This is a genomic window from Rothia sp. P13129 (genome assembly GCF_048512865.1).
In the GTDB taxonomy this organism is placed as follows: domain Bacteria; phylum Actinomycetota; class Actinomycetes; order Actinomycetales; family Micrococcaceae; genus Rothia.
The window spans coordinates 47,734-73,411 of sequence record NZ_JBLXYA010000011.1 but is presented as its reverse complement, the minus strand read 5'-3'; the positions used below and the strand labels follow the sequence as shown (position 1 = coordinate 73,411).

Genomic DNA, 25,678 nt, shown 5'->3' with positions numbered 1-25,678 from the left:
CCAACAGAGAGACTAATGGCTCAAAGCGTTTTTAAACCACCCCGTGATAGAAATTGGGTGAGTAATCGCTGTACCTACCACCACCGCATGAGCACCTGCATCAAGCGCTTCACGCGCCTGCGCCGGAGTATGAATACGGCCCTCAGCAATTAGCGGGACGTCAAAACCTGCTTCTGCAATCGAACGTAGCAGCTCAAGATCAGGGCCATCAGTTTTTGCGCGAGCATCGGTATAACCAGCAAGAGTAGTACCAATAAAATCAGCACCAGCCTCAACAGCTGCCTTAGCTGCTTCAAAGCTATCGCAATCAGCCATAACTAAGGCATGAGAACGTTCATGAACACCACGAATAGTCTCTGCTAAAGATAACCCATCAGGACGTTCACGAGTTGTTCCATCGAGAGCAACAATATGAGCCCCAGCATGAGCAACACTCAACGCATGGTTAAGCGTAGGCGTAATAAAAATATCTTCATGTCCGTCTTTCCACAGCCCAATCACCGGAACTTCAACGGAATTACGAGTGAACTGAATATCAGCGATACCCTGAACACGTACAGCTGCCGCCCCTCCAAGAACAGCAGAAGCGGCAACTTGAGCTGTCGTTTGAGGCTGACGCATGGGCTCCCCAGGATATGCCTGACAAGAAACAATGAGCTGACCTTTAAGAGACTCAACCAGTTCAGAAGCAGTAAACATGAAAACTCCTTATCGAAAAATATGGCGATAACTACGCTAATGAAGAACGATGAATAAGTGAAGCTGCGCCAATGAGAGGAGCATCAGAACCAAGCTCTGCCAAAACGATAGGAGTGCTCTTCGCCTGACCTAAAGCAGCTTGAGCATAAGAATCAAGAAGAGCTGTCCACCAGCGGTCACCTAAATTAACAACACCGCCAGAGACAACAATCAGATGAGGATCAAAAATAGTAGCAAGGTCGCCCAACGCAATTCCAGCAGCTTGACCAGCAAAAATAATAGCTTCTTGAGCTAGCTCATCCCCTTGTTGAGCACGCACAGAAACTTCTTTCGTATCCGGTGCCGGAGCACCACCTAGCGCAAGATATTTACGAAGAACCGCAGGCCCAGCTGCAACAGCTTCAACATGCCCACGACCACCGCACGGGCAATCCAAGCCAACAGCTAGAGGAGAAGAAAAATGTCCGGTATGACCGGCAAGAGAATGAGCACCGCGCATGAGCTTGCCATCTTCAATGTAGCTTCCACCCACACCAGTACCGAACGCCATCATGAGCGATGAGGGCGCTTGAGCCGCAGCACCAAGCCACGCTTCGCCTAACGCATGGGCATGAACATCATTGACAGCACGCGTCGGTAAAGAGGTCATTGACTCAACGATGGACGCAAACTGAACGCCCGTCCAGTCTTTAATAACGTTGGCGGCGGTAACAACAGTGCCGTTCTCATCAATAACACCAGCTGAGCCTATACCGACACCGGCAACATCCCAACCATGAGAACGAGCATAAGAAATGTGTTCCAACACAGCCTCAGCGGTGTGCTCGGCAAGAGCCACACCGCCAAGCTGAGCAAGGGTAGGAATCTCCGCACGATGCAAAACAGCACCGCGCTGATCAACAATTCCGAGGGCGGTTTTTGTGCCACCTAAATCAACCGAAATTGCGACGACGGTGCTGTTTTCCACGATGATTCCTTTACCTTGCAATGTGTGTGTTGGTTTATATTCTGTATCTAAAAGCTAGAGCCTAAAGCAACCCAGCTTCAACGAGAATGCCACGAATACGTTCAGCTTCAGTATCGTTGAGAGACTCCATCGGGGTGCTCATACGACGTGAAGAGATAACGCCCATTAACTCAAGAGCAGTTTTGAACGCTCCAAGGCCAGCTGCACCACCAGAAACACTGGGGGTTGTGACATTGACAATCCTGAAAAGCTGAGCCAGACGGTCTTGTTCCGCCTTAGCTTGTGCCCAGTCACCGGCACGAGCTGCCTCGTAAAGGCGAACATATCCAGCAGGATCAACGTTGCCCAAACCAGGTACCATACCTGCAGCACCAGAGAGCATTGCACCATCACAGACCACTTCGTGTCCAGTGAAGAGGCTGAAATCTTCAAGATCTGCAGTCTCGAGAGCTAGTAGGCGGAAGGAAATATCATCGTTAGAAGAATCCTTCACACCAGTAATTACGCCTTCGCGAGCAAGCTTCGCAAGCAGACCAACAGGTAGTTTCTGCTTAGTACGTACAGGAACGTCGTAGGCAAAAACAGGAACGTCTACTGCTGCTGCAATCGCACGGAAATGACGCTCTTCTTCATGAAGATTATCAATAGCGTAATACTGGCTTGTGACAACGATAGCGTCGCCACCGATAGCCAAAAGACGCTGAGCTTCGTCGATAACGCGAGCAGTGGTCTGCTCATTGGTACCAATGATGAGGGGGACTCGTCCATCGATAGCTTCAACGCAAGTACGTAAGACAAGTTCACGCTCAGCGTTAGTCATATAAGGAACTTCAGAAGAAGAACCGAGAGCGAAGATACCGCTGACACCACCGGAGATAAGGTGCTCAACAAGACGTGAGATGGAATCGGTGTCGATGTCACCTTCTGCAGTGCGAGCGGTGAGCAAAGGAGGAATGACTCCTGAAAAGGTCATGATAAATAATCCTTAGAAAAAATTATTGACTAAATAACGTGTTCTTTTTAGACGTGAAGCAAGGTCGGTGCCGCACCCAAAAGAGTGCGTGTGTAGTCCTGCGAAGGACGGTCAAAGACTTGTTCCGCGCTACCTTCTTCAACGATGCGTCCCTTATTCATAACGCAGATACGGTCAGAGACGTATCGAACGGTCTGAATATCGTGGGAGATGAAAACCATTCCCAGATAAAGTTCACGCTTGAGGTCGCTCAAAAGGTTAAGTACCTGCGCGCGAACAGAAACGTCCAACGCGCTGGTAGGTTCATCTGCCACAATCACTTTGGGTTCAAGAGCTAACGCACGAGCGATAGCTACACGCTGGCGCTGACCACCAGAAATTTGAGAGGGCAAAGCTTCAGAAGCTGACACCGGTAGACCGACTAAATGTAGAAGTTCACGTACTCGACGGTCTCGTCCACTTTTATCACCGATGCCGTGCACATCCAGCGGGTCTCGGAGAATATCTTGGATTGTCATACGAGGGTTCAACGCGGTAGCTGGATCCTGGAAGACAATCGAGATATCCGAACCGAAATCATGTCGTAGTGCAGCGTTTCGTTTGAGAGCACTCTTGCCCTTGAAGAGAACATCTCCGTCCGTTGGTTTTTGAAGACCCACGATAACTGACGCCAAAGTAGACTTACCGCATCCAGACTCGCCGACGAGACCGATTGTTTCGCCGCGGCGAACTTTCAGAGAAACACCATCAACAGCTTTGACGATATTTGGTTTGAAGATACCACCAGTACGGGAACGGTGGTGAACTTTGACATCTTTGAGCTCGATGATGGTCTCACCTAGACGGGCTACTGCCTTACGCCCAACAGTGTTGAGCAGTTCTGGGTGAGCGTCAGCGTTGTTGCTGTTTTCGTTGCTCATGACTGTGCTCCTTGTTGTGCTTGTGCGTCTTCTGGTAGGTGAGAAGCCCAGAAGTGGTCGTCTTCTCCAGGGACTGGAACGAAGACAAGCTTCTGATGAGGATCTGCATCTTCACGTAATGAACGAGGTGCAAAACGGTCACCAACAGCGAAGTCGCCAGGGGAGGGGACTGTACCAGGAATCTGGTAGAGACGTTCAGAACCGGATTCGATAGAGAGGACCGATCCTAGAAGTCCACGAGTGTACTCGTGCATAGGGTTCTTCAGAAGCTGTACGGTTGCACCAGCTTCTACGACCTGACCTGCGTAGAGGACAGAGATACGGTGCGCTACCTGTGCAACAAGTGCGAGGTCGTGGCTCACGAAAATCATCGCGAATCCTAGCTGTTCACGGAGCTCATTGAGCAAATCAATGACCTCAGCTTGAACAGTAACGTCCAGAGCAGTCGTTGGCTCATCTGCAATAACGAGTTTGGGTGAACGAGATAGCGCCATAGCGATGAGTACGCGCTGACGCTGACCACCAGAAAGCTCGTGCGGGTACGAGTTGAGGGTTCGGATGGGGTCAAGCTTCACCAAGCGTAGAAGCTCTTCAGGTGACTTACGTCCGCCACGGCTGGTGAGCTGTTCCATCTGATCTTTGATGAGCATGGAGGGGTTCAACGAGCTAAGAGCGTCTTGATACACCATGGAGATGATAGAACCGCGTAGTTTTTCAAAGACAGATTCAGGGGCTCCAACAAGTTCTTGTCCTTCAAAGACAGCAGAACCAGTAATCTTTGCTTTCTTATCGAGCAGACCGATAATTGCCAAAGAAGTAATGGACTTACCAGAACCAGATTCACCAACGAGTCCCATGGTCTGTCCTTCGTACACGGTGAAGGACACTTTATCAACGACTGGGGTGTCGCCGAAACGTTCTGGGAAGTAGATGCTGAGGTCTTTGACTTCAAGGATTACAGGAGCGTTCTTATCTACAACGAAACGGTCGGTACGACGGTTTTCTGCCTCACGAAGTTTGACAAGAACGTTATCTAGTTCGCGTTGTGCTTGAAGGTCGCGGTGCTTGCGAATTTCTGCAAGTTTTGCTTCTGCAAGTTCCTCTTCAGCAGTGATGCCGTTAGCGCCAGCTACTGGGTCGGTATCTTCGATAACGACTTTGCGGCGTAGCTTGGGGTTGACCATTGCGTCTGTCATGCCTTCGGAAAGGACGTTCAACGCAAGAACGGTTAAGAGGATGATGATACCGGCGAAGGTTGTTGCCCACCAACCGCCAGAGAGGATGAGCGCACGACCGTCAGAGATGACGTTACCCCATGAAGGGTTCGGTGGGCGCACACCGGCGGAGAGGAAGGACAAGGACGCTTCGAGGATGATAGCGTCTGCAACCATGACCGTTGCGAATACGAGAACTGGTGCGATGGTGTTACGGACGATATGTTTTGTCAGAATGTAGGGGCGAGCTGCACCCATAACGCGTTCTGCGCGGACGTAGTCTTCGTCCCAAGCAGCAAGTACCTGTGCGCGGACTACGCGAGCTAGCTGTGGAGTGTACACCACCGCGATAGCAATGATGATAGTGGGGATGGAGTTCCCTAGTGATGCCAAGAGCACTGCGGCAAGTGCGATACCGGGGAATGCCATGAAGATATCCATGATGCGCATAATGGTTTCGGAAGCCCATTTGCCGCTGGTTGCTGCGATAGCTCCGAGGATGCCACCGGCAACAAGTGCGACGGCAACGGAACCAAGACCAACCATCAAGGAAGATTGTCCACCGTACATCAGGCGTGAGAAGATATCGCGGCCTTGACGGTCTGTACCAAACCAGTATTCGGCGCTTGGCGGGTCAATGGGCATTCCCGTTGAAGCTAGCGGATTATGTGGGGCAAGCCAGGGAGCCGCGAAGGAGATGAAGATGATAAATACTAAGAACCCCAGGGCGATTTTAGAACCAAGTGGCAACGCTTTGAAGCGAACGCCAGGGGCGGAGAGTCGTTCAGCGAGTCCTCTGCGCACAGTTACACCGTCCTAATTCGTGGGTTGATGAGTAGGTAAAGGAGGTCAACCACAATGTTGACGAGGACGAAGGTCACCGCGATGGTGAGTACTACGCCTTGTACGAGGTTGACATCGTTACCTGTGATACCGGTAAAGATGAGGTTGCCCATGCCGTTGAGAGAGAAAATCATTTCGATCACGACAGCACCACCGAGGAGGTAGCCAATACGCAAACCAAGAACGGTTACGGGAGTAATGAGGGCGTTTTTGAGAACGTTCTTTGTAACGACTTCACGGTAAGGAACACCGTTGCCGATAGCGGTACGAACGTAGTCTTTATCGAGCTCTTCAACCATCGAGGTGCGTACGGTACGGATCAAGGAAGCGCATACGGGTACTGCGAGAGCTACTGCTGGCAGTGTCATATAAGATAGCCATGTTCCAAATCCTCCGCCTTCTGGTGGGGTGCCTCCGGATGGGAAAATTCCTAGGTCAAGTGCGAAGTATTGGATGAGCAAAATACCGAGCCAGAAGGAAGGCGTTGCGATAGATGCCATGGAGAGTACGCGGATGATCTGGTCTGGCCAGCGGTCGCGGTAGAGTGCGGCGATGACGCCGAGCACGAGGGAGACGACTGCTGCGATGAGAACACCGAAGAATGTGAGCTGAATGGTGACAGGAAATGCTGCTGTGATTTGGTCGATGACGGGCTGAGCCGGTGCGGTGGTCATGCCAAGGTCAAAGTGGAGCAGACGCCAGAGGAAGGCGAAGTATTGCACGATGAGAGGTTTATCTAAACCGTGTTCAACGCGATATGCTTCTTTTGCTTCTTGTGAAGCGCCTTCACCGAGGGCGATAGTTGCTGGGTCACCGGGGGTGAATTGCAAGATAACGAAGACGAGGATTGTCACACCCAAGAGCATGATGGGTAGTGCAAGTAGTCTTCTTCCAAGTAGTCGAAGAAAATTAGCCAAGAGAAACTCCCGCATAGAGAATGCGTGTGAAAAAGGTTCGACGGTGACTCCCGTGGTACGGAAATGAAGCAATCCGTACCAATGCCCGGAAGCCACCGCCGATCATGATGTGAAGGAAAAAGGGAAAAACCTTCACAAACCGCTGTGTGGAATAGCGGAGATTACTTAGTCGTTCCTACACCAAGCATGGAGATGCCGGTTGTTGGAAGCGGCTTGAAATCAACGAGTGTTTCCGAATCCCACGCAGTAGGTAGTTTGCGGTGGAATAGTGGGTACAACGGAACGTTGTCAGAGAGCAAATCGAATGCTTTCTTCCACTCTGCTTTGGGATCTGATGAGGTAGTTGCAGCGTTCATGTATTCCTGAAGCTGCTTGTACTGTTCAGTTCCTGACCAGCGGAAACGGTTGGTGGGCCAGGTGTCGCCACGGTACCACCAGGAGAGGAGCAAGTCTACGTCGTTACCGAATACGGAGGGGTCGCCGGGTGCGATGAGAACATCGAAGTTTCCGGTGTCTACGTAGTCGGAGTACAGTGAGGACGATGGTGTAGGCTCGATAGTCGCCTTGATGCCAGCTTCCTTGAGTGATTCTTGGATGAGCTGAACACAGGAAACAACCCAGTCGTGGTCGGTTGAACGCACGGTGAGGGTGAGGTCTTCAACGCCAGCGTCTTTGAGGAGCTTCTTTGCCTTGTCTGCATCGTGGGTGTAGACAGTAGAAGCTTCAACGTAATCTGGGTGGCTCTTCTGCAAGAAGGAGGTTGCAGGTTCTGCGTTGCCAAGCAGTGCAGTCTTGATGACTTTGTCCATGTCGAGTGCGTAGAACAGTGCTTGACGTACTTCAACCTTGTTGAAGGGCTCTTTTTCGCAGTTGAACATCATGAAGAGCAATCCGAAGGACTGTACGGATTCTACGCTAAGACCGGAGGTGTTCTCCAAGACTGCGATGTTGTCGTAAGGTACAGACTCTACCGCCTGAACACGCTTGGACTGGATAGCGGTAACGCGTGCTGCTGCGTCTGAGAGGATGGACCAGTTCATAGCCTTTGCGAGTGCTGGGCGAGGGCCGTTGTACTCGTCGAAGCGCGCGAATTCGATGTGGTCGCCCTTGGTTGCGGAAACGAACTTGTAAGGGCCGGAACCGATGGGGTGTGCACCGAATGCTTCAAAGTCTTTTTCTGCGCTTTCAGGCATAATCTGCATCAAGGAGATGCGGTCAGCGAAGAGCGAGAATGGCTGGTTGAACTTGAACTCTACGGTGGAGTCATCAACAGCGTTGACAGAGTCGATGAAGTAGAGGAACTGTGCAAAGAGGGAGCTCTTGTCAGTGAACTTACCGTAGGTGTAAACAACGTCGGATGCCTTGACAGGGTCGCCGTTGTGGAATTTTGCACCTTCGCGCAAGGTGACGCGGTAGGTGGTGTCGTCAATCTTTTCAGGGTCTGCAGTTGCTAGAGCGTTATAACGCTTGCGGCTTGCAGGGTCTAGACCATAAAGACCTTCAAAGATGTGTATGTTCGCTGCGAGGGGGCCAGCACCGGATGCCTGTGATGGTGCGAAGGTGGTGGAGATATCGTATGCGATACCAGCGGTAATGGTGCCATCTTTGTTAATCTCGCCAGCTTTTGCTCCATCTGCTTTAGCGTCAGAAGAGCCTTTAGAGCCTGAGCCGCATGCTGCGATAGATGCAGCAAAAGCGGTGGCTGCTGAAACTGAGCCTGCTAGCTTGAAGAAGCTGCGGCGAGTCGAGCTGTGCTCGGTGATGTCTTTAAGGTGAGGCATAGTCGCACTCCTTTGTGGACGGTTGTTTTATTGAAAGAACACCCTGACGTAGGATGTCCTACCTGTATTATAGAATAGTAGCCATCTCCCAGATGTGCAACATCAAAGGGGATGTTACTTTCTATAAAAAATATTAGTTTCGTCTAAAATAAGATTCTGGATTTGAGAAGAGGAGCCGTGGTAAAAAACACAAAACCGCAAGTGGGGGCGGTTAAAAAAATTTATGAAGTTAATAGTGTCCCTCATGCTTCACGTGCAAAAAATCGTCAATATCAACTCCAAAACGAGATTATCGAAATAATCCTGCGTGAAAAACTCGTACCGGGAGACCCTCTTCCTACTGAACAACAACTGATTGAAGAGTTAGAAGTTGGGCGTAACTCCCTGCGAGAAGCACTCAAAGTCTTAGAAGGGTTAGGGATTATTGAAGTCCGTCACGGGTTTGGAACATTCGTTGGAGGACGTGTTCTAGAAGCCATGACTCGCGGGCTAACATTCCGCGGATTAACCTCCTTGCATCGTGGCGGTAAAGAAGCGCGAGAACTCACAGATGTTCGTCAAGCCTTAGAGACAGGGTTAATCGCTCTTGCAATACCGTTGATGAGCGATGAACAAATAGCAAAAATTGAGTATGCCGTAACTCAGATGGAACAGGCTGTTAAAGAAGGTAAAGATTGGTCATGCTGGGACAGGGAGTTTCACGCATCGCTTTATGAACCATTGAAGAATGATTTACTTTCAGAACTTTTGGAAGTGTTCTGGATTGTCTATAACGTGATTTCCGTAGAACTAGATGCTGTTGTTCCTGCTAGTCAGAAGCAAGGTGAGTCTTTAGTTGCTGCTCACCGAGACATCCTTAATGCTGTGAAAAAAGGCGATGCAGTGGCTGGAACAGAGCTTATGGCTGCCCATTTTGCTGGCATTCGAGGGCGTCTAACGGCATGGCAAAGAGCTACTCGAGAAGATACTTAAACAAAACTTTTTGCACGTGAGTTCCAGATATTGAGCTTTTGGTGTTAGTGTGGTGCTTATCTTAGATGTGCGCTGTAGCACATATTTAAACATCTATGTCGATGGAGCATTTCAACGATGAAACAACACACTAAGAGCCTTTTCGCACTCTCGCTCATCGCAGCGACCACAAGCACAGGAATCATTCCCGCTTACGCAACACCACAACCGGTCCTACCAGCAACCTCTGGACCGGGCACCTACCAAGAACAAAACCTCGGTGAAAAACTCATCGGAGACTCCGCAACCTACCGCATTCCAGCACTAGCTGACCTCGGAAATAATGTCATCCTTGCCGCATGGGACGGGCGCCCCTACAACGCAGCAGACGCACCAAACCCCAACTCTATTGTGATGCGCCGATCAACAGACGGCGGAAAAACATGGAGCGACATCAGCTATATCGCCAAAGGACACCTCGGCAATGACGGAACCCAAAAATACGGTTACTCAGACCCCTCCTTCGTCGTAGACCGAGAAACCGGAAGCGTCTTCGCCTTCTTCGTCAAATCGCACAACCAAGGATTCTGGGGTAGTACCTACGGAAACGATATGAGCGACCCTGATGTTATGGGCGCAGTCGTCACTGAATCCACTGACGGAGGACTCACCTGGAGCGAACCTCGAGACATCACACCCATCGTCAAACAAGGCGCAGACAAAAACAACCCCCAACCCGGAGACGCCCGAGCTATCTTCGCCACCAGCGGTGAAGGCATCCAACTACGCTACGGAACCTACAAAGGCAGACTCATCCAACAGTTCACAGGAACCGTCAAACAAGCTGCCGGTGGAGAAAAAACCCAAGCGTACTCCGTCTACTCCGACGACCACGGAAAGACATGGAAACGTGGCGAATACGTCGGTATCGAAATGGACGAAAACAAAGTCGTCGAACTCTCTGACGGGAGAGTTATGCTCAACTCCCGTGATTTCGTCTTCTCCGGATACCGAAAAGTAGCCATCTCTGAAGACGGCGGGCACAGCTACTCTGAAGTCACCCTCGACAAACAACTACCCGACCCCAAAAATAACGCCTCAATCTTTAGGATGTTCCCCGAAGCTCCAGAAGGCAGCAAAGACGCCCAAAAACTCATCTTCACCAACTCCAATAACAACAACGGAAACTCCCGCGAAAACCTCACCGCACGAGTCTCCTGTGATGACGGACAAACATGGCCAGGCATCCGACAATTTAAAGACGGATTCGGAGCATATTCCACTGGAACCGCGTTATCAAGCGGAGGATTTGGCGTCCTCTACGAAGCAAGCTATCAAAATGACATACGCTTTGGTGTTTTCGACGAAGACTGGCTCAACGTTGTCTGCGCACCACTTAGCGCAGAAGACATCACCGTCGATGAAAATAGCGTTACGACTATTCCCGTGACAATTACCAACCAAGAAGAACACCCCGTAAGTGGTAGCGTTACCGTCCATGACAACCGCGGATTCACCGCAACAGACGTAAACGTTCCTACCCTTGACGCTGGCGCTAGTACTGTCGTCAATATTCCGCTCACTGCAACCGCTCAAGCACGCAGCGGTTCACTCGATGTTGTCTTTACTGAGGCGCAAGGAAAACAATCACGTTATACCTTCTCTGCACAAGTAAACCGCACCAGTGAAACACCTTTTCAAGTGGTCTTGAGTGAAGGACAAGCAGCTGACCGTGACATCTCAGAAAACCCCTATCACGTAGGAGATGTCGTACCCTACACCTTCCGTGTTACGAACACCAGCGGAGAAACTGTTGATGCCGTACCTACCGGAGGAAATCTCGACCACGGCTTCCTTCCACCCAACGCGCCAAACTGCCGTTGGCGCAACCTCGGCGCTGACGCAACCTATGTTTGTAAAACAGCGGGACACACGGTCACTCAAGAAGACCTTGACCGCGGATACTTTATCCCTGAAATAACTTTTAACGCTGTCTCAACAGCAGACCGCTCTAAAACAGGCGAAAGCACGTACCGTGGCGAACCCGTTTACGTTCGTGCGATCAATCTAGAACCGGCTCTAGACATCTCTGGAACTGTTGCTGGTGATACCAAAGACAGCTATGAAGTCGGCGATGTTATCAACTACCGCTTCACTGTGCATAACACCTCAGAAGGCACTGTTCACTCCGTCCCCATTGCCGGAAACTTTGAGGACGGATTCCTTCCACCCAACGCACCAAACTGCCGGTGGCTCAACCTGAAAGCTGACGCAACCTACCAATGCCATACTGCATCTCACCGCATCACCGAGGAAGACCTAGAACGAGGCTACTTCCAACCAAAAGCCACTTTTGAAGTCACCTCCACAGAAACACAAAAAACCGCTCAGGTTGAATTCGTTGGAGATCAACTCCCCGTACATCAAACGGTAGTTGAAGAGCCTGCAACACCAGAGCCAAGCAAAGAACCAGAGGTGACAACACCATATTTTCGTGATGTTAACCCTGGAGACCTGTTCTATACCGAAATCAACTGGATGGGAGAAAGCGGTATCTCTCGTGGTTGGCCTGATAAAACCTATCGGCCATTAGCACAGCTTGACCGTGCTGCTGTAGCCGCATTTTTCTATCGTATGGCAGGCTCACCAGAATATACGGCACCAGCGGTCTCACCGTTCAAAGACGTGCCGACTGACCATGTTTTCTATAAAGAAATCTCATGGTTAGCAGAACAAGGCATCACTAGAGGGTGGGAAGACGGAACATTCCGTCCCCATGCGCCGGCACAACGTGACGCTATTGCAGTGTTCTTCTACCGTTTTGCTGGCTCTCCTGAATATACGGCGCCAGTGCCATCGATGTTCAAAGACGTTGATTCTTCGGTAATTTTTGCCCGTGAGATTGCGTGGTTCGCTGAACAAGGCATCACTAGAGGGTGGGATGACGGTACTTTCCGCCCCTACCAGCCAACACAGCGCGATGCTATGGCAGCGTTCATTTACCGTTATATGAACGATAAACACCAAGATTAATAACGGCTAGCCTTGGCGTAGCTTGGGCGTATCGCTTCAGCCATGAGCCTAATATGAGGTGGGTTTAGAACAGTGTGCCAACACTGCTCTAAACCCACCTCGACGCTCTTTAAAATCTTCCTATCTGAGTCTTCAAAGATGAGGAGCTTTAGGAGGCTAAACACTCTGGGTGTGAGCAGACGACGGCGACAGTTCAGGAGAATACACCGAAGAAACACGTTCTAAAAGACGGGTACGTAATTGCTGAGCACGGGCTGCAAAATCACGTTGATAACGCACATATTCTGCTTTACCGGAAGGAGTTTCCACCTTAACAGGGGTATAACCCCAATCGTGGAGATCATAAGGGGCTGCCCGCATATCAAGTTCACGCACCTGCCACGCTAACTCAAAACAATCCAGAAGAAGTTGAGAATCAACCAAAGGAAGAAGTTTATACGCCCACTTGTAAATATCCATGTTTGCGTGCAAACATGCTGGCTGTTCAAGAACACGCTGTTGCTGACGGGTTGGTTGTAGCTCATTCTTTGGGGCAGCCTGTGGCATGAAGAACCGGAACGCATCAAAATGTGAGCAACGGATACGATGAGAATCTACCACCTCATTAGTGCCTTCAGCACCTAACCGTAAGGGTAAATAATCATGGCGGATATTATTCTCTACGGAACGATACGCCATCGCCCACTCGTGCATCCCAAAACACCCGAAAAAACCATTTTTCTGGGCAGTATTCGAAAGGATTTGATAGGTATAACTCACGGCTTCAGAACGGCGTTGCAAAAATTGTGCAACATCAACCGTAACAGCACAATCGCTAGAAGAAATACGTTCTTTGTGTGCTTCGCTAAGAGGTAACTGCGCAATGTCTTCAGCGCTTAGACGCATATAAAATTTCTGCTGAGCATACTCAGATGCATCAAGCAAAATAACACCAGCACCGGGATGCCAACGCTTAAACTGTGCAGGCTTGAGGGTGTAGTAGGTGAAAAGGAAATCCTCAACCGGGTGTTTTTCTCCGCGATGGCGTCTTGTTAAATATGGGTCCGCAAAAACAGCGGCACGTTCGTGATGTTCACGCGCGTACTTCTGCCACTGCTCAGGCTCATAAAGAACCCATGAAAATGCCTCAACGGAAAAACTCATAGGAAGTATTTTACCGTTGAGGCATCAGAGAATCTGCGTGAGTCTTTAGCGACCTGTACCACCGTAAACAGTCGCTTCGCCTTCAGCGTCAAGATTAAAAGCCGTATGCACGGCGCGTACCGCTTCGTCGAGCTTGTCTAAATCAGTAATGACTGAAATGCGAATTTCTGAGGTTGAAATCATCTGAACGTTCACCCCAGCTTGGCTTAGCGCCTCAAAGAAGGTGAAAGACACACCAGAATGAGCCTTCATACCCGCACCAACTAAGGAGAGCTTACCAATTTCTTCGGTGTAGCGTAGCTCCGTAAAACCGACCTCTTCTTGTGCCTGCTCTAGACGTTTCACAGCTTTTGCTCCCTGATCTTGAGGAAGAGTAAAAGTAATGTCGGTAACGTCAGGGCGGTCCGTAGAAACGTTCTGAACAATCATATCCAGATTCACGTTAACTTCGTTGAGCAAACCAAAGACTTTCGCAGCAGAACCCGGTGTATCAACAACCCCAATAAGAGTAACTTTTGCTTGGCTGCGGTCGTGTGCAACACCAGAGATGAGGGGCTGTTCCAAGGGAATCTCCTTTAAATGGTTAGGGGTCAGTTCTTCAGAATTCTCGGGAATAACAAGTGTTCCCTCCAACTCAGAAAATGATGAACGAACATGTAATTTCAAGTTAAAACGGCGCGCGTACTCTACACAGCGTAGATGCAAAATTTTTGAACCATTTGCTGCCATCTCAAGCATTTCTTCGCTAGTAATGGTCTCCAGCTTATGGGCGGTCGGAACAACACGCGGATCAGCTGAGAAAACACCATCGACATCAGAATAAATCTCACAGACATCAGCATTTAAAGCGGCAGCTAACGCGACTGCGGTAGTGTCTGACCCGCCACGCCCTAACGTTGTAATATCACCGGTCTGACGGTTCATTCCCTGAAAACCTGCAACGATAGCAATATCGCCCTCTGCTAATGCGGCATGAATACGTTGCGGAGTAACCTCTACAAGACGAGCAGCGCCGTGTACGCCATCGGTAATCATCCCAGCTTGAGAACCGGTAAAAGATTTCGCTTTGACCCCGAGGCTGTTAATCGCCATAGATAACGCTGCCATAGAGATACGTTCACCAGCGGTCAGAAGCATATCCAGTTCTCGTGAAGGAGAAGAATCTGAAGTAATCTCTGCGGCAAGATCTAATAGTTCATCGGTGGTATCTCCCATAGCGGAGACGACCACTACCACATCATTCCCTGCTTTTCGGGTATCTACAATACGTTTGGCTACGCGTTTGATACCGTCTGCATCTGCGACCGATGAACCACCAAATTTTTGAACAATCAGGCTCATAAACTTACTCCACTAGATTTTCTTCTGAAATAACCGTCAGAGGGCTGACGATTCTGCATCCATACTAGAGTAGTTCAGTGTTCAAGTGGTAAACGCGTCTCAAACGTAGACATTGCTACACAGATTACTTCATATTAACCCATATTGTGTAACCTAAAACACTATATTAATTGTGTTTTTCGTGCCCCATGATGTATCCTCACTTTAGGCGAACCCTAACGCCTAACGGCATCGTTGAACCCTAGCTTAAACAATGCACCGTAAAGGGGAAAGACTCCTCATGGGACATACTGCAACACAACACCGCCCCACTTCTACAACAAAAGGGCGGCACACGACGTGGTGCATATTGAGTTCACATCATCAGATAACACGAAAAGTAGGCTAGGGATACACATGTAAGGGTTATCCATGACAACTCAACGCAATTTCAAAACTCAAGTACGCGCTCGCATGCAACAAACAGGGGTAAACTACACCACCGCTCGCATGGAACTACTTAAAGAGTACGAAGAACAGCACCAGAGCGCGCGTAAAGAAGCCTACCAAGAACACCAAACCATCGTCTCCCGATTCTTTAAAGACGGCGCGATGACGGTCATTCCCTCAAAACGTCGAACACGAGCACATATTTTGCTCTACCTCATCAACTATTTTCAGAGGGGCCAAACCTACACCGAACAAGAAGTAAACCACATTCTTAACGAATTGTGGTCAGACTTCGCATATCTCCGACGAGAACTCGTTGACTACGGGTATTTAGAACGAAACACCCACGGAGAATACTGGCTAACAGCCTTTAGCCCCGAACGGTGGGGAACCGTTTTACACGATGAAGCTCCGGCATGGGAATTCTATTGGCTACCAGACTATTTGAACGGGCAAGAAAAACAGGTAGATTTCTTCGGCACACTATAAAACGTCTGAACACAACATTCAGTACGATTTATTGCCAAGGGTTCACATACGTTCGCCCCGGGATAGGCGGAATCTGAGGGGTTGGGGTGCGTAGCGGAGTTTTCTTTAATTCCTCTAAGCGTTCTTGATAGCTCTGCTGCTGAGATGAAGAACCATCTTGTTCTTCTGGGCGAGAGCTACCCTCAGGTTCCGTTATCGTTTCGGCATCGAGTTCTTCTAAAAGCGGTTCGTTGAGGGTGCCCTGCTGCGGTGCATCTTCATGTTCTTCAGATAGCTCTTCAAACATTGAACCACTCCATCTTTGGCGAGGTTGTGGTGCCGGCGTATTTTGAGCTTGTCGTTCTTGGTCTTCAGCAACAGCTTGAGTAAACGCCTCTGCATGATTTTCTGTACTGTGGCGGTTACCTTCAGCAATAATACGGCGACCTTCTAACGCTCGTCCAAGGGTAATCTCATCGGCGTATTCGAGGTCTCCGCCCACGGGCAGCCCAGAAGCTAGACGTGAAACTCGAACACCTAAAGGAACAAGTAACCGAGAAAGGTATGTTGCTGTTGCTTCACCTTCGAGGTTTGGATCCATCGCTAAAATAATTTCTTCGATACGTTCGTCAGCAAGGCGCGCAATGAGTTCACGAATACGAAGCTGTTCGGGGGTAAGCCCCGCTAGAGGGTTAATCGCCCCGCCTAAGACATGGTATCGTCCGTGAAAAGAACGAGTACGTTCAATCGAGACCACATCTTTTGATTCTTCAACGACGCATAAAGTCGTTGGGGTGCGACGTTCATCCCGACAGATAGCGCACTGATCTGTTTCGGAGATATTTCCACATACTTGGCAGAAACTCACAGTGTTTTTGACGGTATTAATCGCATTGGTAAGTTTCTGCATTTCTGAAGAATCAGAATTCAAGATATGAAAGGCGATACGTTGGGCAGACTTTGGTCCAACACCTGGCAACCTGCCAAGCTCATCGATGAGGTTCTGCACCGCAGCATCGTACATAGAGAGAGCTCCTTATATATGGGTAGAACGCAAGTAGAAGAATACGTAGTTAGTTTTTGATGTTGTCGATGACAACTCCACCAAGAATTTTTTCGACGGCTCGTTGTCCGATGAGCATAACCTTCTCTAGAGGTTCGTCTTCATCAGAGGGGACGAAGTCTTCTTCTACGGGATTATTATCGTGAACCTCTTGAGCCTTTTCGTGTACGGCGCGGTTTCCTTCAGCCACTTCTTTGGCATATTTTTCGCGGAAGCTTGGTGCTGTATCTTCGTGTTTTTCGTCGTCGTTTTCTACGTTTTGAGTTTCGTCCTCAGCTTCTTCAGGCTGTTCTGGTGCAACGGAGATGTCGGGGCGTTTCCATTGCTGTGAAGTGGGGTGATTCTCTCGTGCGGAGTCGTGTAGGGGTGGTGCCTGTCCGTCGATAACACGTAAATGAGGGTGCTCTTCGACAAAATCGTCTACATCATCGTCCTCTGTGTCATCAGCTGGTTCGTATTCGACGTTAGCGATACTGTTATGTACTGGCTCTGCTATTTCTGGTTCTTCAGTTGGGTCTGGTACGGGGCTAAGAACTGTTGTTTTAGCCTGTTCTGGTGATGAGGATTCTATCGGTTGTTCCTCATCAGGGTGTGAGGGTACAGGCGCTACTTCCCAATCGGTGACGGGGTTATTCCAGTTTTCGGGGCTGAATTCTGGGTCTTTTCCGGTGTGGGGTTGTAGATGCTCGTTCCACTGTTGCTGTGGTTGAGGTTGTTCAACGGCTGGTTTTTGAAGATGCTCTGTTGACGTAGCGGGGGAGGGCTGGTGTGATGGTGTGTTTTGAGGTGTAGTTTTAAGGACTTTTGCGTGAATATCACAGCGAGTGCCAAAGACTTTAAAGAGGGCGTTTTTGAGGAGGGGGAGGAATTCTTTAACGCCTCGTAGTGTTTGAATATCAGCTTCGATATAGAGGGCGTTGTTGGTGAAGTCGCAGGGATTGCATTGGCCAAATCTTTCTTGTGCTTGGCTTTCGGGTATGGCTTCGAGGACTTCTTTCCATCGTGTGGTGATGGCGTTTAAGAGTGCTGCCCCCGTGAGTGGTGCGTAGGGGTTTTTAGATGTGGTGCTAGGTGAGGTATCCTCGGCAGCGGGCTGAGCGGGCTGAGCGGGCTGAGCGGGCTGAGCGGGCTGAGCGGGCTGAGCGGGCTGAGCGGGCTGAGCGGGCTGAGCGGGCTGAGCGGGCTGAGCGGGCTGAGCGGGCTGAGCGGGCTGAGCGGAAGCTAATGGTGGAGCCGACAACGGCGGGCGCTTCATAGACTGTGCACTGCCCTCACCGGCCGATAAGGCATGTTCAGTACGAGCTGTCGAGCGGCTAGAATTGCCGTCATTCTCCTCGACGAGAGAACCGACACGACGTTCAAGGCGATCTAACCGAGCACCTACGGCACCAATAGATTTCTCTGAAGCCGGCAAAAGAATACGAGCACACAACAACTCTAAGTGAAGCTGAGGTGATGTTGCGCCACTCATCTCGTTAAGCGCATGACTGGTTACATCTGCTGCTCGTGAGAGCTCTGCTGGGCCGAAAGCAGAGGCCTGTTGGCGTAAACGTTCAACCTGATCGGCGCTCATATTCTGAAGGACACTCTCAACAGATCCGTGAACTGCCTGAATAATAATCAAATCACGCAGACGTTCTAACAAATCTTCAACAAATCGGCGGGGATCTTGTCCTGTTTGAATAACACGGTCTACTGCATGGAAAACTTCAGCAGCGTTTGCTTGAGCAAAAGCAAAAATAACATCGTCTAAAAGTCCGCTATGGGTAAATCCTAGTAAAGACGTAGCGACATCATAGGAAATATGTTGTTGCTGAGAACCTGCCATCAACTGATCAAGGATAGATAGACTATCGCGAACAGACCCACCACCGGCACGAACTACCAGTGGGATAACGCCGTCTTCAACCTGCACGTTTTCTTCTTGACACAGTTGCAATAGGTAGGAAGAGAGAGTGCTTGGGGGAACAAGTCTGAAAGGGTAGTGATGGGTGCGAGAACGAATTGTTCCGAGGACTTTATTCGGTTCGGTCGTCGCAAAAATAAATTTAATGTGCTCTGGTGGTTCTTCAACGATTTTAAGAAGAGCGTTAAACCCTTCGCGAGTGACCATGTGCGCTTCGTCAATGATGAAGATTTTATAGCGGTCACGAACCGGTGCGAAAGTTGCTCGTTCACGTAAATCTCGAGCATGGTCGACGCCACCGTGTGAGGCAGCGTCCATTTCAATGACGTCCAGCGATCCTCCGCCGTGGCGAGAAAGTTCTTTACACGAGTCACAGGCTCCGCAAGGGTTGGGTGTTGGGCCTTCTGCACAGTTGAGGCAGCGCGCGAGGATACGAGCAGACGTTGTTTTACCGCAGCCACGTGGACCCGAGAACAGGTAGGCATGATTGACGCGGTTATTGGTTAGCGCTGTAATGAGTGGTTCGGTGACGTGTTCCTGACCGATAACCTCGTTAAAGGATTCTGGGCGGTAACGGCGATAAAGTGCAGTGCTCACAGCTCAACCCTATACATTCGTGCAATAAAAAAGAATCTTGCACCCTAGTCTAATGAATAGGTCAGTGTTAAGGGTAATTTATCCACGCAGAGCAGAAGATGCTTTTTGTAAAGCTTGGGCATAAAAAAGGACCCCTTACGCACCCGTCAGAGCTCAGATACCCTTGCTGTCTTCCGACCCTGGGGGAGTTCTCCAAGATAACGCCACGTAAGAGGCTGATACAGAGTCTACCTCATAAAGTCATTGAAAGAAAGCTGACAAGGTGGTGAAGCAAAAAACAGTCAGTGGTGTAGCTAACGAAAAAGTTAGGGGCTAGGAATTGCGAACGTTTAAAAAGTGCGGTAGGCTTTTATCTGTTCGCTTACGTGAAGCTTGAGAAAGCTACGTAGCGTTTGGAGGATTCGCCTAGCGGCCTATGGCGCACGCCTGGAACGCGTGTTGGGTTAACGCCCTCGGGGGTTCAAATCCCCCATCCTCCGCCATAAAAGCAATAAGCTCATCACTACGTATAGTGATGAGCTTATTGCTTTAAATATTTACTGCTTATCTCTTTGGCGTGGAGCGCCGAATGGTAGTCTTCTCTATCCGTTTCACATGTTTATAGGTTTGATTGTGATGACGACAGACTCTGTTGCGCGAGGTTCTAACCCTTTAAGCGTTATGTCTTTTTGTGTCTCATTTTGCGGACAAAGGTAAGTGGTTTACGTAACAATTTTCGATAAGCTCTAGAGCCTTCTAACGTTCTGATATCAAAGTTGTCTGAGAGTTTCTGACCATTTGTCTGATATTTTCGCAAAAAGTGTCGGATAAGCGAAATGTTATCTGTGGGCTGTTTGGGTGACTGGTGTCCACGGCTAAGTTGCTCTTTAAACTTTACTGTTCAAGAATTTTTTCGATGCTTCAACATCCTACTTTTGGATATTTCAACTAGTAAATAGGGTGTATTTTAGATTTTCTCTTGCTTCAAAGAAACACTTAAAAATAGCAATAAAATAATGAAAAGAAACCTTATATTTTTTCTCTAGGTGATAAGTTCGAGAAAACCAAAACTCCCGAAAATAAAAAGTGTCGTTTTTCTCAAAGCTAAGAATTGGTGAGAGTTTCCTCTAGATAACTGAAAAAATACGAAATCTTTATCGTTGCATTGAATTCTTATGTCGTTTATATTCTTGAACGGTTGCTCGGAGTTGTCTATGATTTTACCTGAGCTTCATTTTTGATGAATCCTCACCAACGGAAACCACACAACGTATATAAGAAAAAGGTAATTATGAGTGTCACTCGCCGTAATTTAGTTAAGTCCGCAGCGTGGGCTGCTCCAGTAGTTGTGGCTACTGCTGCTGTCCCCGCTTATGCAGCATCATTTGATGAACCACACACCAACCCTAACCTTCGCTGGAATGGTAGCTCACGCGTAAATCACTTCGTAGAAGATAACTACCATGCGCATGTTTTCCCGAATCCTGGTGGACCTTTTGGTGTGCAGTACCAAAATGTTGTCCCCGAGGATACCGTAAGCGATTTGAGCATCACCTATTGGCTACCTTACGATAACTTCACGTTTACTTCACAGCCTGATTCCAGCCCTTTCTGGACAACCCTTTCTCGTGATAATACCCGTGAGCCTCGTGTTGCAACTCAAAATGGCGCTCCTCAGACTGTCTATCCTTACACAACTTATTGGGTAGGTGGAAGCAATATCTCTGAAACTGGGCAGAACCGTGGTGGCGGAACTTACTGGTTCCCAAAGTATGACTTCTTCTCTAATGAAGGTGATCCAAGCATCTGGAGATCTTATCTCTACCAAATTCGTATGCGTATTAACGGTGGACCTTTGGAAAACAAGAATGGTCTCGCGCGCACTCAGGTATTTACCCGCTAATATGCTTAAAAGCATAAAAAATCTATTATTTAGATAACAGCATTGTTCCCGCACAATAAATCTTTGCGGGAACAATGCATTTAAAAGAATAGTAAATCATAAAATAATATCTTCTTAAAAAATACACGTGGGGTTTGATAAAAAATCTTATCAAACCCCACGTGTATATATAAAAAATATATGTTAAGAAACAGCTACTAAATAAGGGCTCTTTCCGTCCAAACGTACAGGATTTCCAACCTCATCAAAACGAGCGCCTAGACCCATTTGAATAAAACGAATCGTTGAATCAATATGACGTTGACGTGCCTTAGCATCAGGTGTCTCGTCAGTGCGCTCTGCACTAGAAGAGAGAGAACCGTGAATAAGACGAGCCATTTCGCGAATATCGTTCTCTAGAATGTAACCTTGGTCGATAGCTTCTTGAAGTATTTTCCCCAGAACAATCTGCAACGCGGATACGTGCTTGCCTAGTTTTGCGAAAGACTCGGGGGAGAGTACTGAACGCATTGCTGGCCCCGGTGGCATGTGATGTAGGGAAAGACGCTCAATTTCTAGGCGGATATATACGGCAAGTTTGTCAATCGGGTTGGTGATACCCTCAAGGCCCTCGTTAAGATCGGAGAGGAACTTGTCCGTTTCGTCCATTGCGTATGCTACAAGTAGCTCGCCCATATCTGCAAAATAGTTATAGACTGCGGTGCGTCCAATACCAGCGTTTTTTGCGACGTCGGTCATGGTGAGTCCGGGTAGTCCACGCATATAGAGGAGTCGACCAAAAGAGTCGAGAATGGCACGTTTGGTGTTCTCGCGTTGTGCCGCGTTTGAGGCTGCAGAAATTCTAGGCATAACGCTACTGTATACTAACTTTGCTCAGATAGTGACAAAAACCGGAAAACTGTCAGCGTAATCTCAGAATGCAGAGTAGTCTGAATCACAAAAACACGGGTTTAGTGTAAAAAACGAGCGAATATCGCTACCACGCGGTACATTGACGCTATGACAAAACGACCCTACGCGTTAACCATCGCCGGTAACGAGGCAACCGGCGGAGCAGGCGCACAAGCAGACCTCAAAACATTCCAAGCCCTCGGCGTTTATGGTTCCCTCGCACTTACCTGCATTGTTTCATTCGACCCTAAGAACGACTGGGCACACCGCTTCGTTCCCGTGGACGCTCAGACTGTGCACGACCAATTAGAAGTAGTGCACGCAACCTACAATCTTGACGCCGTGAAAATTGGAATGCTCGGCACCGTACCCACCATCGAAACAGTGGCACGCTTCCTTGAAGAACACACCCCTAAAAACCTTGTACTAGACCCCGTACTTATCTGTAAGGGACAAGAACCCGGTGCCGCATTAGATATTGACAACGCTCTTAAAGAAAAAATTTTACCGCTGGCAACTTTCGTCACCCCGAACCACTTTGAATCAATGAGCTTATCTGGTATGGATTCCATCACCACCGTTAAAGAACTAGAGCAAGCAGCGCGCATCATCCACGAAAAGTCTGGCGCAACAGTTCTGGCAAAAGGTTCTATCCGACTCGAAGGTGATAATGCAGTGGACGTCTACTATGACGGAAACACCCTCGAAGTATTAGAAACACCCAAAATTGATGATGGTGCAGTTGTCGCCGGTGCAGGTTGTACCCTTGCCGCTGCCATTACCGGCTACTTGGCGCAAGGAAAAACGCCCCTTGAAGCAGCACAACAGGCGAAAAAGTTTGTGAGTGCCGGTATCGCAGAACGCGTCCGTTCTAACGCGCCCTTTGATGCGCTCTACCAAATCAACCAATAGCACCATCCCTACACAAGCTGCGCTGTAACACTCTTGGAGTGTTTATGACAACGTGCAGTATGAGGGTACATCGTAACTTCTGCGGTGACGAATACTATGTATGACCATAAAATTCGTCACCGCAGAAGTTTATCTTCTACCCTGAAGGCACTATACTTCTTCTAGAGAAAATGCCTGGGTGGCAGACGGGCAGCATATCTCAATGACACTCCCTACCTATTTAAGTTCAAGGAGCGACTTTATGCCCGCCACCGCCTCACAACAACACTATGCCCAGCCTTCTCGTACCTACTACGATCTATTACTGTGTGCCTCGGCTATTATTCTTATCCTCTCTAACATTGCTGCCACGAAAGGTGTTGCTTTCGGCAGTATCCTCACTGACGGCGGTTTCTTCCTCTTTCCCTTGGCTTACATTATTGGGGATGTTCTCTCCGAAATTTATGGTTTTGCGCGCACTCGTAGAGTCATTATTATCTCGTTTCTAGCGGCAGCTTTTGCAAGCCTTAGTTTCTGGATACTCATTAAACTTCCGAGTGCAGACTACTACGAGAACCAACAAGCCTTAGAAGCTGTGCTGGGTCCGGTACCGTTGATTGTTGCTGGCTCTCTTGCTGGATACCTTATTGGCCAGCTACTGAACTCATGGGTTATGGTTGCCATGAAAAAACGTTTTGACGGCAAGTTCCTTGTTGGTCGGCTTGTTGGATCTACCCTAGTAGGCGAACTGGCAGACACTATTATTTTCTGTACTGTTGCTGCACCGATTCTTGGAATTAGTACTTTTGATAATTACCTCAACTATGTTCTTGTCGGCTATTTCTATAAATGTCTTGTCGAACTTGTGCTGATGCCCGTCACTGTTCCGGTGATTTCGTGGTTTAAGAAGAATGAGCCAACTTATCGGAGCGTATCTGAGACGGCTTCTTCGTAGATTCGTAATGCTGTATAGAGAAGATAAGATGTGGCGCATCTAAAAGACCATAATCTGAACAAAACTCCGAAAGAGTGAGCCAAGAGCTGTAGCATATATATCATCCAATATGCATGTATATGCATTACCATCCACACCCATAAGGTACACTCCATGGCTTCTCAACAAGAACCCACCCCAGACGGCGGACTCGAACGCTCACTGAGCCACGGTCAAATGACCATGATTGCCCTCGGACTAGCCGTCGGCACTGGACTATTCCTCGGCTCTGGCGGAGCTATTGCCATTGCCGGCCCAGCCGTCATTATCTCGTACATGATTGGCTCACTCATTGCCGCAATCATCGGCGCTTGTGCCGGCGAAATGGCCGTACGCTATCCCGTTCGTGGTGGCTTTGGCACACTCGCCGGAAAATTCCTCGGCCCCTACGCCGGATACACTACACGATGGGCATATTGGGCGACGACTGTACCTCTCACCGGCGCCGAACTTGTAGCCGTCGGACAATACATGACCTATTGGTACCCCACCGTGCCCCTCTGGATATGGGTTGCCCTCTCAGGGGCAATCATTGTGGGGCTGAACCTCACGAGCGTTAAATCTTTTGGAACACTTGAATTCTTCCTTTCTTCCATCAAAGTTATTGCCGTAATCGTTTTCATTATCTTTGGCTTATTGCTGGTTTTTGTTGGTCTTCCATCAAGCCCCGCAGTTGGTATCCAAAACCTCACCAACGACGGCGGATTCATGCCAAATGGATTGTCCTCAATCTGGCTCGCCTTGGCTATCGTGATGTTCTCCTTCGGCGGTATCGAACTCATCTCTATCTCTGCTGCAGAGGCGAAAGACCCTGTGCGTTCGGTTCGAGCTTCAGCCAAAGCGATGATGTGGCGTCTTGCAACGTTCTATGTACTAGCACTTTTCGTTGTCGTTTCTGTCATTCCTTGGCGTGAAGCTTCCTCCTTGCACGGAGAGATTGAGACTTCTCCTTTTGTGCTCGTCTTCTCTCAACTGAACATCCCCTATATTGCGGGTATCACTAACTTTGTTGTTCTGATTGCTGCTCTTTCTGGAGCTAATGCCGCCCTTTACGCCGCAACACGGCAGCTTCACGCCTTGGGGCACGATCGTATGGCGCCCGCAATTTTTGCGCGAACCACCTCGCAGGGTATTCCGGCACTTGCTTTAGGCGTTTCGATGCTTGGCTCTGTTGTTGCTATTGTGATGGCTATTTCTGGTGTTGGCGGTATTTTCTCGTTGATGATGGCTTTGGTCATTCTCTGCGTCCTTGTTACGTGGACGATGATTCTTCTGAGCTACATCAGCTTTAAACGCGTTGAGGGTAACAGTTCTCCATTCCGTGTATGGGGCGGTTCTGCAACTGCTTTACTAGGTCTAATTGGTGTTTTTGCAACCTTCTTAGCGCTTTTCTTCATTGGTAATATGACCACTTCTGCGATGGTTGGTGTTGGCTTCTTCGCCCTCATCACTGTGGTCTATTTTGCAGGTGTTCGCTCTCGTCAACACGTTGATGACACTGCTTTTGAAGAGGCTCGTTCACATGTTGAGCATTATCAAAACTAGTGGATAACACACTAGACGGTTCGCACCATATTGCACGGTTGATATGAACTATCGCGCATCATATGGTGCGAACCGTAACGTTTTTCTTCTCTTTTTGTTTATCTTCTTCATCTTTTTGAGGGTTCTGTCTATCGTTTGGTAGTTTTGAAAACTCTACGGAGGACGAGGAACTCTCGCATCATAAAGGATATATATTGTGGCAACTTCGGTGACTAGATCTACATTCGAAG

General features: G+C 48.9%; 19 protein-coding genes, 1 tRNA gene and 1 other RNA gene. 8 read left to right on the top strand and 13 right to left on the bottom strand.

All coding sequences use genetic code 11. The annotated features are described in order from the left end of the window. Positions 1–12: 12 nt before the first annotated feature. The 7 genes from ACN081_RS07975 to ACN081_RS07945 form a co-directional block, all read right to left on the bottom strand. On the bottom strand, positions 13–699 hold the full coding sequence (locus tag ACN081_RS07975) for an N-acetylmannosamine-6-phosphate 2-epimerase (RefSeq protein WP_419107466.1): 687 nt from the start codon (positions 697–699) through the stop codon (positions 13–15). A 31-nt stretch (positions 700–730) separates the two neighbouring features. Then, positions 731–1,666: an ROK family protein gene (locus ACN081_RS07970; RefSeq protein ID WP_419107465.1), complete on the bottom strand. Its 936-nt coding sequence runs from the start codon at positions 1,664–1,666 to the stop codon at positions 731–733. A gap of 61 nt (positions 1,667–1,727) precedes the next feature. Next, the gene (locus ACN081_RS07965) at positions 1,728–2,639 is read right to left on the bottom strand and encodes a dihydrodipicolinate synthase family protein (RefSeq protein WP_419103837.1); all 912 of its coding nucleotides are present in this window, start codon (positions 2,637–2,639) and stop codon (positions 1,728–1,730) included. Positions 2,640–2,686: 47 nt separating this feature from the next. Then, a complete protein-coding gene (locus tag ACN081_RS07960) occupies positions 2,687–3,559 on the bottom strand; it encodes an ABC transporter ATP-binding protein (RefSeq protein WP_419102340.1) in 873 nt (290 codons plus the stop codon). Then, complete coding sequence (locus ACN081_RS07955; protein WP_419107464.1) at positions 3,556–5,577, bottom strand: dipeptide/oligopeptide/nickel ABC transporter permease/ATP-binding protein; 2,022 nt, start codon at positions 5,575–5,577, stop codon at positions 3,556–3,558. Before ACN081_RS07955 ends, ACN081_RS07960 begins: the two co-directional genes overlap by 4 nt. A gap of 2 nt (positions 5,578–5,579) precedes the next feature. Next, positions 5,580–6,533, bottom strand: a complete 954-nt coding sequence (locus ACN081_RS07950; protein ID WP_419102342.1) for an ABC transporter permease — start codon at positions 6,531–6,533, stop codon at positions 5,580–5,582. A 161-nt stretch (positions 6,534–6,694) separates the two neighbouring features. Continuing rightward, a complete protein-coding gene (locus ACN081_RS07945; RefSeq protein WP_419103835.1) occupies positions 6,695–8,314 on the bottom strand; it encodes an ABC transporter substrate-binding protein in 1,620 nt (539 codons plus the stop codon). Positions 8,315–8,491: 177 nt separating this feature from the next. Here ACN081_RS07945 and ACN081_RS07940 point away from each other — a divergent pair, with 177 nt between their 5' ends. Together ACN081_RS07940 and ACN081_RS07935 are read left to right on the top strand one after the other, a co-directional pair. Continuing rightward, positions 8,492–9,286, top strand: coding sequence for a FadR/GntR family transcriptional regulator (locus ACN081_RS07940; RefSeq protein ID WP_419103834.1), 795 nt, complete (start codon positions 8,492–8,494; stop codon positions 9,284–9,286). 117 nt (positions 9,287–9,403) lie between these two features. Beyond that, positions 9,404–12,298 carry an exo-alpha-sialidase gene (locus ACN081_RS07935; RefSeq protein ID WP_419107463.1) on the top strand — a complete coding sequence of 965 codons (2,895 nt, stop codon included), beginning with the start codon at positions 9,404–9,406 and terminating at the stop codon, positions 12,296–12,298. A 156-nt stretch (positions 12,299–12,454) separates the two neighbouring features. On the opposite strand, the gene ACN081_RS07930 is transcribed toward ACN081_RS07935, so the two are convergent. Next, the gene (locus tag ACN081_RS07930) at positions 12,455–13,441 is read right to left on the bottom strand and encodes a 3-methyladenine DNA glycosylase (RefSeq protein WP_419107462.1); all 987 of its coding nucleotides are present in this window, start codon (positions 13,439–13,441) and stop codon (positions 12,455–12,457) included. Positions 13,442–13,486: 45 nt separating this feature from the next. Then, positions 13,487–14,782, bottom strand: a complete 1,296-nt coding sequence (locus ACN081_RS07925; RefSeq protein ID WP_419107461.1) for an aspartate kinase — start codon at positions 14,780–14,782, stop codon at positions 13,487–13,489. A gap of 411 nt (positions 14,783–15,193) precedes the next feature. Here ACN081_RS07925 and ACN081_RS07920 point away from each other — a divergent pair, with 411 nt between their 5' ends. Next, complete coding sequence (locus tag ACN081_RS07920; protein ID WP_419107460.1) at positions 15,194–15,700, top strand: DUF2087 domain-containing protein; 507 nt, start codon at positions 15,194–15,196, stop codon at positions 15,698–15,700. Positions 15,701–15,728: 28 nt separating this feature from the next. Here the strand turns inward: ACN081_RS07920 and recR are convergent, their stop codons facing one another. The 3 genes from recR to ffs all read right to left on the bottom strand — a co-directional run bounded on the left by recR (position 15,729) and on the right by ffs (position 19,465). Beyond that, positions 15,729–16,703 carry a recombination mediator RecR gene (gene recR / locus ACN081_RS07915; protein ID WP_419103826.1) on the bottom strand — a complete coding sequence of 325 codons (975 nt, stop codon included), beginning with the start codon at positions 16,701–16,703 and terminating at the stop codon, positions 15,729–15,731. A 49-nt stretch (positions 16,704–16,752) separates the two neighbouring features. After that, positions 16,753–19,245 (bottom strand): DNA polymerase III subunit gamma and tau, encoded by a 2,493-nt coding sequence (locus ACN081_RS07910; RefSeq protein WP_419107459.1) that lies wholly within the window; start codon positions 19,243–19,245, stop codon positions 16,753–16,755. Between the two features lie 123 nt (positions 19,246–19,368). Then, an RNA gene (gene ffs / locus ACN081_RS07905) (signal recognition particle sRNA small type) lies at positions 19,369–19,465 on the bottom strand. Between the two features lie 174 nt (positions 19,466–19,639). Between ffs and ACN081_RS07900 the strand changes: the two genes are divergently transcribed. Both ACN081_RS07900 and ACN081_RS07895 read left to right on the top strand, forming a co-directional pair. After that, positions 19,640–19,727, top strand: a tRNA-Ser gene (locus ACN081_RS07900). A 788-nt stretch (positions 19,728–20,515) separates the two neighbouring features. Continuing rightward, entirely contained in the window at positions 20,516–21,127 is a 612-nt protein-coding gene (locus ACN081_RS07895; RefSeq protein WP_419107458.1) for a hypothetical protein, read from the top strand. Between the two features lie 183 nt (positions 21,128–21,310). Here ACN081_RS07895 and ACN081_RS07890 read toward each other — a convergent pair whose 3' ends face one another. Next, positions 21,311–21,976: a TetR/AcrR family transcriptional regulator gene (locus tag ACN081_RS07890; protein ID WP_419103822.1), complete on the bottom strand. Its 666-nt coding sequence runs from the start codon at positions 21,974–21,976 to the stop codon at positions 21,311–21,313. Positions 21,977–22,126: 150 nt separating this feature from the next. On the opposite strand from ACN081_RS07890, the gene ACN081_RS07885 reads away from it, so the two are divergent. The 3 genes from ACN081_RS07885 to ACN081_RS07875 all read left to right on the top strand — a co-directional run bounded on the left by ACN081_RS07885 (position 22,127) and on the right by ACN081_RS07875 (position 25,448). Then, positions 22,127–22,930 carry a hydroxymethylpyrimidine/phosphomethylpyrimidine kinase gene (locus ACN081_RS07885; RefSeq protein WP_419107457.1) on the top strand — a complete coding sequence of 268 codons (804 nt, stop codon included), beginning with the start codon at positions 22,127–22,129 and terminating at the stop codon, positions 22,928–22,930. A gap of 241 nt (positions 22,931–23,171) precedes the next feature. Continuing rightward, complete coding sequence (locus tag ACN081_RS07880; protein ID WP_419103820.1) at positions 23,172–23,864, top strand: queuosine precursor transporter; 693 nt, start codon at positions 23,172–23,174, stop codon at positions 23,862–23,864. Between the two features lie 153 nt (positions 23,865–24,017). After that, positions 24,018–25,448: an amino acid permease gene (locus ACN081_RS07875; RefSeq protein ID WP_419103819.1), complete on the top strand. Its 1,431-nt coding sequence runs from the start codon at positions 24,018–24,020 to the stop codon at positions 25,446–25,448. Positions 25,449–25,678 lie beyond the last annotated feature (230 nt).